The organism is Pseudomonas sp. EMN2 (assembly GCF_009650555.1).
GTDB lineage: Bacteria > Pseudomonadota > Gammaproteobacteria > Pseudomonadales > Pseudomonadaceae > Aquipseudomonas > Aquipseudomonas sichuanensis.
The window spans coordinates 1-10,455 of record NZ_VZZR01000111.1 but is presented as its reverse complement, the minus strand read 5'-3'; the positions used below and the strand labels follow the sequence as shown (position 1 = coordinate 10,455).

The window sequence follows — 10,455 nt, the reverse complement described above, 5'->3', positions numbered from 1 at the left end:
CGAGCTGGGCGGCTACCACTTCCTGTTCGAAGGCGCCAAGCACTTCGAGGGCCCGAACTTCATCTCCGACAAGGGCACTGTGCGGGTTTCCCGCGAGGGCCGGGAAGTCTCGGTGCTGCACCCGGAAAAACGCCTGTACACCGTGCAGCAGTCGATGATGACCGAGGCTGGCATCGACGCAGGCTTTACCCGCGACCTGTATGTCGCCCTGGGCGAGCCGCTGGAAAACGGCGCCTGGGCGGTGCGGGTGCATATCAAACCCTATGTCCGCTGGATCTGGCTGGGCGGTCTGCTGACTGGCCTGGGCGGCTTGCTGGCGGCCTTCGACCGACGCTACCGCGTCAAGGTCAAGACCCGGGTGCGTGAGGCCCTGGGCGTGTCTGGAGCGACTGCATGAAGCGTTGGATCATGGTGGTGCCACTGGCGGTATTCCTGCTGGTGGCGGTCTTTCTTTACAAAGGGCTGTTCCTCAAGCCCGACGAGCTGCCCTCGGCCATGATCGGCAAACCGTTCCCGGCCTTCTCGCTGGGTACCGTGCAGGGTGACCGCACGCTGACCCAGGCCGACCTGCTCGGCCGCCCGGCGCTGGTCAACGTGTGGGGCACCTGGTGCCCGTCGTGCAAGGTCGAGCACCCGTACCTCAACCAGTTGGCCCAACAGGGCGTGGTGATCCACGGGGTCAACTACAAGGACGACAGCGCCGCCGCGTTGAAATGGCTGGCCGAGTTCCACAACCCTTACCAGCTCAATATCGCCGACCCACAAGGCTCGCTGGGCCTGGACCTGGGCGTGTACGGCGCGCCGGAAACCTTCCTGGTCGATGCCAAGGGCATCATCCGCTACAAGCACGTCGGCGTGGTGGATGCCACGGTGTGGCGCGAGCAGCTGGCGCCGCTGTACCAGGGCCTGGTCGATGAGGCCAGGCCATGAAGCGTTGGTTAGCCGCCGCCGTGCTGGGCTTGAGCCTGGCCGGCGCCGCCCGGGCGGCCATCGACACCTATCAGTTTCGCGACGAAGCCGAGCGTGAGCGCTACCAGCAACTGACCAAGGAACTGCGCTGCCCCAAGTGCCAGAACCAGGACATCGCCGACTCCAACGCGCCGATCGCCGCCGACCTGCGCCGCGAGATCTTCCGCATGCTTGGCGAGAACAAGAGCAATCAGCAGATCATCGACTTCATGGTCGATCGCTATGGCGACTTCGTGCGCTACAAGCCGGCGCTCAGTGGGCGCACCTTCCTGCTCTGGTTCGGCCCAGGCATCCTGCTGGCCGGTGGTTTCGTGGTGCTGGCGCTGATCGTGCGCCGGCGCCGTGGCCAGGCCGCAGCCGGCCCCGCCGAATTGTCTGCCGACGAACGCGAGCGTCTCGCCAAACTGCTGGAAAAAGACCGTACCCATGACTGAATTCTGGCTTAGCGCGGGCCTGCTGCTGCTCGCCGCCCTGGCATTTCTGCTGCTCCCGATCCTGCGTGGCCGCCGTCGCCAGCAGGCCGAGCAGGACCGTACCGCACTCAACGTGGCGCTGTTCGAAGAACGCGTCGCCGAGCTGGCTGCCCAGCAGCAGGCCGGGGTGCTCGACGCCGAACAGCTGGCCAAGGGCCGCGACGAAGCGGCCCGCGAGCTGCTGGCCGACACCGAGCGCGACGGCGCCGCCCGCCAGGGCCACCTGGGCAAGGCCATCCCGCTGCTGGCGGCGGTACTGGTGCCCGCCATGGCACTGGGGCTGTACCTGCACTTCGGCGCCGCCGACAAGGTCGAGCTGACCCAGGAGTTCGCCAAGGCGCCGCAATCCATGCAGGAAATGACCTCGCGCCTGGAACGGGCGGTAAAGGCCCAGCCGGACTCGGCCGAAGCCCTGTACATCCTGGGCCGCACCTATATGGCCGATCAGCGCCCGGCGGATGCCGCCAAGGCCTTCGAGCGCGCCGTGGCCCTGGCCGGGCGCCAGCCGGAACTGCTCGGGCAATGGGCCCAGGCGCTGTACTTCGCCGCCGACAAGCAGTGGAGCCCGCAGCTGCAAGCACTGACCGAGGAGGCCTTGAAGGCCGACCCGCAGGAAGTCACCAGCCTTGGCCTGCGCGGTATTGCCGCGTTCGAGGGGCAGCGTTACCAGGAGGCCATCGGCTTCTGGCAGCGCCTGCTGGCGCAACTGCCCGAGGGCGATGCCTCGCGTGCCGCGCTGCAGGGCGGCATCGACCGCGCCGCAGACAAACTCAAGGCTGGCGGCGGCAAGGTCGAGCAAAGCGCACGTCTGAAAGTGCGGGTAGAGCTGGCCGCGGCGCTCAAGGACAAGGTCCGCCCGGACGACACCGTGTTCATCTTCGCCCGCGCCAGCAGTGGCCCGCCTATGCCCCTGGCGGCCAAGCGGGTGACCGTGGCGCAGCTGCCGATCGAGGTGGAACTGTCGGACGCCGACGCGATGATGCCGCAGATGAAACTGTCGGACTACGCTGAAGTCCAACTGGTTGCCCGTGTCTCCCGTGCAGGCCAGCCGACCCACGGTGAGTGGAAAGGCCAGAGCGCCCCGCTGGCCAGTGGCACCCAGGCCACCCAGCACCTGACCATCGACAGCCCCGATTCATAAGAGAGCAGCCCCATGAACAGCACCGTCCGCCTGACCCTGATTACCCTGGCCCTGGGTCTTTCCGCGTGTACGGTGCATCAGCCGGGCGAACGCGAGCCGCTGCCGCCGATCCAGACCACACCGCCGCCGCACCAGGGGCCGGCGGTCAAGCCGCTGCCAGGCAGCAAACCCGCACCCAGCGGCCCGGCAGCGACGCCCAAGCCAATGCCGCGCACCTCTGCCAGTTTTGCCCCGCCACCCGGTGGCGCCAGCCACTGGGACCCGAAGCTGGGTGTCTATGTGCTGGAAAAGCAGCCCAACACCTTTTACCGCCAGCGCACCTATTACCGCTGGAACAACGGCTGGAGCTGGTCGCTGAGCCCCAATGGGCCGTGGCAGGACACTGACAGCAGTGGCGTGCCGGGCGGGTTGGGCAGGGCGTTCGGGCAATAACTGCCGTGGTCTGATCGCGGGGCAAGCCCGCTCCCACGCCGCCATGTGCGTGGGAGCGGGCTTGCCCCACGATAGGGCCGGCAGCGCCAACAACTGGCATACTCCCCCTTCGCATTCAATGGGAGGGTGGCATGAGCAAGACAGTCCTGGTGTTGGTGGAAACCGTCGATGACTACCTGCCGCTATTGGAACAGGCCGGCTACCGCCTGATCCGCGCACCCTCGCCGCAACTGCGCGCCGATGCCATCGCCCGGCACGCCGGCAATATCGATGCCGTGCTCACCCGTGGCCCGCTGGGCCTGACTGCCGCTGAAATCGAACAGCTGGTGAAGCTGCAGATCATCTGCGTGATCGGCGCCGGCTACGAGCAGGTCGACCTGGCCGCCGCCGCCGCGCGCGGCATCACCGTGACCAATGGCGCCGGCGCCAATGCCGGCGCAGTCGCCGACCACACCCTGGCCCTGCTGCTGGCGCTGCTGCGCGACATCCCGCAGGCTGATGCCAGCACCCGTCGCGGTGAATGGAACCGGGTGATCAGCCCCTCGGTGAGTGGCAAGCGCCTGGGCATCATCGGCCTTGGCGCGGTCGGCCAGGCCATCGCCCGGCGCGCCGCCCTGGGCTTCGACATGAACGTCAGCTATCACAGCCGCACCCCGCGCAGCGATGTGCCCTACACCTGGTACGACAGCCCGCTGCACCTGGCCGATGCGGTGGATATTTTGGTGGTTGCTACGCCCGGTGGTAACGGCACGCGCCATCTGGTCGATGGCCAGGTGCTTGAGGCCTTGGGCGCCGAGGGGTATCTGGTGAATATCGCCCGTGCCAGCGTGGTGGACACGCAGGCGCTGGTCACAGCCCTGCAGCAAGGCCTGATCGCGGGCGCCGCGCTAGATGTGTTCGATGACGAGCCTGCGGTACCTGATGCGCTCAAGGCGCTGGCCAATACCGTGCTTACCCCGCATGTTGCCGGGCAGTCGCCGGAGGCGGCGCGCGATACCGTGAACCTGGTGCTGCGTAATTTGCAGGCGTTTTTTGCGGGTGAGGCAGTGTTGACGCCGGTTCGCGGTTGAGATTGCTTTAAGGCTCGGTTTTGCATCGGTAGGTAAAATCTTGGGGTGTGTCAGGGCCTCTAGGTGTTCGCCGATAGATTATCTGCGCCTGTGAGATCGAGCGCCGCCCGCGCGGCGCTCGATCTCACAGGCGCTGCAACTCTATCGGCGAACACTTCGCAGCCCCCAGCCTATACTGCAATCCCCCCCAAACAGCACGGAGCTTCGATCATGCCATTGGAAAAACAAGGCACCTGCCTCTGCGGCGCCACACGCCTGAAAGTGACCCTCGATCACACCCACGTCGGCGCCTGCCACTGCAGCATGTGCCGCAAATGGACCGGAGGCCCGCTACTGGCGGTGCAGTGCGCCAACCCCCCGCAGTTCGAAGGCCCGGCACCCAGCGTCTACGACTCATCCCCATGGGCCGAGCGCGGCTTCTGCGGCCAATGCGGCACGCACCTGTTCTACCGCTTGAAAGAAAGCCAGCTGTACGTCGTGCCAGTCGGCCTGCTCGACGGTGAAGAAAACTGGACCTTCACCGAGCAGATCTTCATCGACGAAAAGCCCGCCTGGTACTGCTTCAAGAACGAAACCAAGGACCTCACCGGCCAGCAGGTCTTCGAGCAGTTCGCCCCGACCTGAGGCAAGCTGCCTTGCCAAACCTGCGCATTCCTGCGAAAAGGGCGGCCACGAAAAACCGCTTCGAGGAACCTGCCATGAGCAGTGAGCTGCAAGTCATCGATCTACAGGAAGGCGACGGCAAGGCCGTGGTCAAGGGCGCGCTGATCACTACCCAGTACCGGGGCACGCTGGCCGACGGCAGCGAGTTCGATTCGTCTTGGACACGCGGCAAGCCGTTCCAGTGCGTGATCGGCACCGGCCGGGTGATCAAGGGCTGGGACCAGGGCCTGATGGGCATGCGCGTGGGCGGCAAGCGCAAGCTGCTGGTGCCGGCACACCTGGGCTATGGCGAGCGCAGCGTGGGCGCGATCCCGCCGAATTCCGACCTGACCTTCGAGATCGAACTGCTCGAAGTGCTGACCCGGGACGATTGAGGCACGGGACATCATTTGGCAACAGTCCGCTACTAACGTGGTCTCTGGCCACGGAACGGCAGTTGTACGCAGGTCGGAACCAAACGGGGCGAGGGCACTCTGACCCTCACGCGCGGCCAAGGATGGCATCCACTGCAAGGGCGCCTGCGGCATCGACGGCAGGCTATGTGGCGAGCCTCGATACCTTCTGCCACAAGAGCCTGCCGTAGATGAAACTGCTCCCCTTCGTTCGCCGTCGTCGTCACCTGCTGCTGAGCCTGCTGCTCACCGCTGCGGCCGTGCCCTTGGCAATGGATGTGGTCGAAAGCCGGGCGCGGCCGGTGGATGGCACCCAGACCCTGGTTTTCCTGCGCCACGCCGAAAAGCCTGGTGAAGGCCTGGGCCAGTTGAACTGCCAGGGGCTCAACCGTGCCATCGACCTGGCCACCTTGCTGCCGGAGCGTTTCGGCAAGGCCGACTACGTGTTCGCCGCCAACCCCTCGCGGCATGTCGAGGAAGGCAGCCAGGACCAGAGCTACAGCTACATCCGCCCACTGATGACCATCACCCCCAGTGCCATTCGCCTGGGCCTGCCGGTGAACATCGACTACGGCGCCAACGACACCGATGGCCTGGCCAGGGAACTGCTGCGCGACAAGTACCGCAATGCCACGGTCTATACCGCCTGGTCCCATGGTTATCTACCGGACTTGATCAATGCCGTGGCCGGCAAGGCCCTGGGTGAGGATCGGGTAATCACCCAGGACTGGAGCGGTGACGACTTCGACACCCTGTATGTACTCACCCTGACCTGGCACGACGGCAAGGCCAGCCTGCTCAGCCGTAATGTGCGCCAGGGCCTGGACAACGGTGCGTCTGGCTGCCCGACCTGAGCTGCTGTTACTGTCTTGCGCTGAACCCATGCACAGGGATGTACGGATGAGCCAGCGGGTAACGGTGATTGGAGGAGGGGTAGTTGGCCTGGCGACCGCCTATGCGCTGGTGCGCGAGGGCTACTCGGTCGACCTGGTCGAAGCCCGTGACAGCCTGGCCAGTGCCACCAGTTTCGCCAATGGCGGGCAGCTGTCGTACCGCTATGTGGCGCCGTTGGCCGATGCCGGGGTGCCCTGGCAGGCGCTCGGCTGGTTGTTGCAGGGCGACTCGCCCTTGCGCTTGCGCCTGCGCCTGGACCCGGCCCAGTGGCGCTGGCTAGCGGCCTTCGTCATGGCCTGCCGCACCGGGGTCAATCGGCGCAATGCTGCCCAGTTGCTGAGCCTGGCCCTTGAGAGCCAGGCGGTGCTGGCGCGCTGGCGCGAGGAGGACGGCCTGGTGGATTTTGCCTGGCGGCGCAACGGCAAACTGGTCGCCTTTCGTACCCGGCAGGCGTTCGCGCATGGGCGTGAACAGTTGCTCGATCCACTCAATCAGCAGGTACTGGATGCCGGGCAATTGCGCCTGCTCGACCCGGCATTGGCCGAGGCGCCTTTTATCGGCGGTGTGTTCACCCCGGACGAGGAAGTCGCCGATTGCCACCGCTTCTGCCTGCGCCTGGCCGAGCGGCTGGAGGCGTCGGGGCAATGCCAGCTGCACCTGGGTCAGGCGGTGACTCGGTTGATCCGGCGCAAGGACGAGGTGGTGGCGCTGGCGCTCGCTGATCGCCAATTGGATGTACAACGCCTGGTGCTGTGCGCTGGGCATCGCAGCGCCAGCCTGGCGTTGCCCGGCCTGAACCTGCCGGTTTATCCACTCAAGGGCTACAGCCTGACCGCACCCGTCACCGAGGCCCATCGGGCGCCTGACGTAAGCCTGACCGATTACGAGCGCAAGATCGTCTATGCGCGGCTGGGCCAGCAACTGCGGGTGGCGGCGATGGTGGACATCGTCGGCTATGACGAAACGGTGGATGCCGGCAGGCTGCGCAGCATGCGCCGGCTGGCGGGGGAGACACTGCCTGGGGCGGCCGATTATGGCCAGGCGGTGGAGTGGGCGGGGATGCGGCCGGCGACGCCGACCGGGGTGCCGATCATCGGGGCGACGAAGTATCGCAACCTGTGGTTGAACCTGGGGCATGGGGCGTTGGGGTTCACCCTGGCCTGCGGCAGTGGCGAGCGGTTGGCCAGGATGATGGGGTGACTTTGCCAGCCCCATCGCGGGGCAAGCCCGCTCCCACGAAATGAACAGCCCTCAAGGGTTGGATTGGTGTCCAACTTTTTGGGGGCAGTCCCAAATCAGAGGCGTGGGAGCGGGCTTGCCCCGCGATAGGGCCCTACAGGCCGCTCAGCGGCCGAAGCGCATCGGCCAGCCCACCACCTTCTTCACCCGCGGCGTGGCATAGGTGCGCACCTTGGAAGTGCTCAAGCCCAGGCGCACCAGCGATTCGGCGATGGTCACCGCCGCGCTCACACCATCCACTACCGGCACCCCGGTACGCTGGCGAATTTCTTCGTCGAGCCCGGCCATGCCGCCACAACCCAGGCAGATCACCTCGGCCTTGTCCTCCTGCACGGCGCGCTCGGCCTGCTCGACGATGGCTGCAACGGCCCGCCTTGGGTCGGCCTCCAGCTCCAGTACAGCCAGCCCGCTGGCACGCACCGAGGCACAGCGGTCGTAAAGACCTGACAGTTTCAGACGGTCCTCGATCAACGGCACGGTGCGGTCCAGGGTCGTCACCACGGAGTAGGCGTGACCCAGGTACATCGCCGTGCTGGCGGCGGCGTCGGTGATGTCCACCACCGGTACGTTGAGCAACTCCTGCAGGCCTTCGCGGCCATGTTCGCCGTAACCGGCCTGGATGACGGCGTCGTAGGGCTGGTCATAGGCCAGCACCCGGTCCATCACGGCGATGGCGGCCAGGTAACTCTCGAAATTGCCTTCCACCGATTCGGCACCGAACCAGGGCGTCAGGCCGACGATCTCGGTGCCCGGCGCGGCGACGCTGCGCGCCTGCTCGGCGATGGCCTCGGTGATGGCTGCGGTAGTGTTGACGTTGGCGATCAGAATACGCATGACGGATCTCCCTGAAATCAGTGGCTGCTGTGGTCGACGGCGATGCACTCGCCGCTGACGTCGTGGTACTGGGCGTGGCGCGGCGCGATCAGCAGGTACAGGGCGGCGGCGATGCCGGCCCCGATCAGCCAGGAGAACGGCGCGACGCTGTGGAAGTTGGGCACCAGGGCCAGGACGATGGCCAAGAGCGCGGCGGGGATGAACGCGGCGAGGGCGCGCAGGTTGATGCCCTTGGTGTAGTGGTAGGCGCCGGCGGGGTTCTCGCTGTACAGCTCGGGCACGTTGATGCGGCCCTTACGCAGCAGCCAGTAGTCGGCCATGATCACGCCGTACAGTGGGCCGAGCAGGGCGCCCAGGCCCGACAGGAAGTACACGATCACCAGCGGGCTGTTGTACAGGTTCCACGGCAGGATCAGCACCGCCAGGGTGGCGCTGATCAGGCCGGCACGGCGGAAGTTCAGGTGGCGTGGCGCCAGGTTGCTGAGCACGAAGGCCGGGGCGACGAAGTTGGCCATGATGTTCACTGCCACGGTGACGATCAGGAAGGCCATGCAGCCCAGCACCAGGAACAGGGTGTTGGGGATGCTGGCGACGATCTGCGTCGGGCTGTCGATGATCTGGCCGTTGATCTGGAACTGCGCGCCGCACAGCACCACGGTGATGGCGGCGAACACCAGGATGTTCACCGGCAGGCCCCAGAAGTTGCCGACGCGGATGGTCTTGCGGCACGGCGAGCTGCGCGCGAAGTCACAGAAGTTCAGCACCAGGGTGCCGTAGATCGCCAGCCACAGCGCGCCGCCGGCAAAGATGTTGCGCCACATCTCGTAGCCGGTGAGTGGTTCGGCAACCGACCAGGCGATGCGCGCGTCGGCCTTGAAGTACATGAACACCGCAAGGCAGGCCACGGTCAGCAGGATCACCGGGCCGGCGAAGGCCTCGTAGCGGCGCACCATCTCCATGCCGTAGGCGAGGATCACCAGTTGCACCAGCCAGATCGCCACGAAGCACACCCAGCCCAGGCTCGACAGGCCAAGGATGCTGTCATGGTCGTAGGCGGCCACTTGCGGCCAGACCGCCGTGAGCAGCACCCGCAGCACCACCGAAGCGAGGTAGGTCTGGATACCGAACCAGGCGATGGCGATGACGGCGCGGATCAGCGCCGGGATCTGCGCGCCGTGGATACCGAAGGCGATGCGGCTGATCACCGGGAACGGCACGCCGGTTTTCTGGCCCATGTAGCCGGACAGGTTCATGAAGAAGTACACCAGCGCCGCGCCGATCGCCAGTGACAGGAGGATCTGCCAGCCGCCCAGGCCAAGGGCGAACAGCCCCATGGCGAAGGAGTAGTTGGCGATGTTGTGCACATCGTTGGTCCACAGCGCGAAGATGCTGTAGCCGCCCCAGCGGCGGCCTTCGGCTTTGGTCGGGGCGAGGTCGCGGTTATGCAGGCGCGGGCTCAGTTCGAGGTCGGCCGGGTGGCCGTCGAGGGTGGTTGAGACGGGGCTGGTGCTGGCAACGGAAAGTTCAGGGGCAAGGGGGAGGCTGCTACTCATTCCGGCGGCTCCTGATGCGTGTGACTGCGATGAGCGGGCGCTGGCGCACGGGCTCGCCATCTCGTCGGTGCAGGCGTTGGCATCACTGGGTTCTGGGCGCGGCGGTCGCGGTTCGGGGCGACGCTGCGGGTTCTTGTGTATTTATGTTTTGTTTAAGTTGTATACAAAACACGAACACACAAAAGCCAGTTCTATGCCAGGGTGAATCCAAGTTTCAGGTGGCCATCATTTTGAATTTTGTTGTTTGAAATATAAGTAGCTGAAATTAAGGATTTATAAGTTGACCGAATGAACAGCTTAAATTTTTTAAGATGTGTTTTAGTTGATCAATTGGTCAAAATTATATGGTTGTAGTGTGTAACCTAATGGGGCGCTGCTTCGCAAAAGTGCACACAAAAATGGCACTTAAGGTGACATTTATGTGTACAAGAAATCGCCAGGGCGTGTGTGTAGGACTCTTGCCGGCAAACCGGCTCATTCGGCGCGCACAGAGATACCGCGTCGTACCAACAAGGCGCGATATCTCTGTGCGCGCGGATGCCGCTGCGCCTGTCTCACAGGCAATCCACCCCTCAGTGTTTCATCCCCAACTCCGCATCATCCATCAGCGCCTTGGCCAGCGCGCTCAGGTAATACGATGCCCACAGCAGTTGCGGCTTCTCTTCCATGATTCCGGTGATGGTCAGGTCGCGCACGCAGCCCATCAGCTCCGAAGCCTGGTCCCGCGCATGCTGGCAGGGGATGCCGGGCTCGATGCAGAACAGCGGGGCGGTCATGCCTTCGCCTTGGTAGAAC

The 10,455-nt window shown here is 65.2% G+C and carries 13 protein-coding genes; 10 read left to right on the top strand and 3 right to left on the bottom strand.

Annotated features, from left to right (window positions below):
• The 10 genes from F6X61_RS25375 to F6X61_RS25330 all read left to right on the top strand — a co-directional run.
• The coding region (locus tag F6X61_RS25375) for a cytochrome c-type biogenesis CcmF C-terminal domain-containing protein (RefSeq protein ID WP_306109400.1) at positions 1–397 on the top strand (397 nt) is incomplete at its 5' end.
• Positions 394–930, top strand: coding sequence for a DsbE family thiol:disulfide interchange protein (locus F6X61_RS25370; RefSeq protein ID WP_153789067.1), 537 nt, complete (start codon positions 394–396; stop codon positions 928–930). The genes F6X61_RS25375 and F6X61_RS25370, both read left to right, overlap by 4 nt.
• Positions 927–1,403, top strand: a complete 477-nt coding sequence (locus tag F6X61_RS25365) for a cytochrome c-type biogenesis protein (protein WP_125463304.1) — start codon at positions 927–929, stop codon at positions 1,401–1,403. The genes F6X61_RS25370 and F6X61_RS25365 overlap by 4 nt, the downstream gene beginning before the upstream one ends.
• Positions 1,396–2,583 carry a c-type cytochrome biogenesis protein CcmI gene (gene ccmI, locus F6X61_RS25360; protein ID WP_153789066.1) on the top strand — a complete coding sequence of 396 codons (1,188 nt, stop codon included), beginning with the start codon at positions 1,396–1,398 and terminating at the stop codon, positions 2,581–2,583. Before F6X61_RS25365 ends, ccmI begins: the two co-directional genes overlap by 8 nt.
• Before the next feature lie 12 nt (positions 2,584–2,595).
• Positions 2,596–3,015, top strand: coding sequence for a hypothetical protein (locus tag F6X61_RS25355; protein WP_153789065.1), 420 nt, complete (start codon positions 2,596–2,598; stop codon positions 3,013–3,015).
• A gap of 131 nt (positions 3,016–3,146) precedes the next feature.
• Entirely contained in the window at positions 3,147–4,085 is a 939-nt protein-coding gene (locus F6X61_RS25350; protein WP_153789064.1) for a 2-hydroxyacid dehydrogenase, read from the top strand.
• A gap of 210 nt (positions 4,086–4,295) precedes the next feature.
• Complete coding sequence (locus F6X61_RS25345) at positions 4,296–4,709, top strand: GFA family protein (RefSeq protein WP_153789063.1); 414 nt, start codon at positions 4,296–4,298, stop codon at positions 4,707–4,709.
• Between the two features lie 74 nt (positions 4,710–4,783).
• Positions 4,784–5,122, top strand: coding sequence for an FKBP-type peptidyl-prolyl cis-trans isomerase (locus F6X61_RS25340; RefSeq protein WP_125857958.1), 339 nt, complete (start codon positions 4,784–4,786; stop codon positions 5,120–5,122).
• A 209-nt stretch (positions 5,123–5,331) separates the two neighbouring features.
• On the top strand, positions 5,332–5,994 hold the full coding sequence (locus F6X61_RS25335; protein WP_153789062.1) for a histidine phosphatase family protein: 663 nt from the start codon (positions 5,332–5,334) through the stop codon (positions 5,992–5,994).
• Between the two features lie 46 nt (positions 5,995–6,040).
• On the top strand, positions 6,041–7,234 hold the full coding sequence (locus F6X61_RS25330; protein ID WP_153789061.1) for a D-amino acid dehydrogenase: 1,194 nt from the start codon (positions 6,041–6,043) through the stop codon (positions 7,232–7,234).
• Positions 7,235–7,378: 144 nt separating this feature from the next.
• Here the strand turns inward: F6X61_RS25330 and F6X61_RS25325 are convergent, their stop codons facing one another.
• The 3 genes from F6X61_RS25325 to F6X61_RS25315 all read right to left on the bottom strand — a co-directional run.
• Positions 7,379–8,107 (bottom strand): aspartate/glutamate racemase family protein, encoded by a 729-nt coding sequence (locus F6X61_RS25325; RefSeq protein ID WP_153789060.1) that lies wholly within the window; start codon positions 8,105–8,107, stop codon positions 7,379–7,381.
• A 17-nt stretch (positions 8,108–8,124) separates the two neighbouring features.
• Entirely contained in the window at positions 8,125–9,660 is a 1,536-nt protein-coding gene (locus tag F6X61_RS25320) for an NCS1 family nucleobase:cation symporter-1 (protein WP_153789059.1), read from the bottom strand.
• Between the two features lie 572 nt (positions 9,661–10,232).
• Positions 10,233–10,455 (bottom strand): DUF3077 domain-containing protein (locus F6X61_RS25315; protein ID WP_153789058.1); only part of this gene is annotated, 223 nt, incomplete at its 5' end.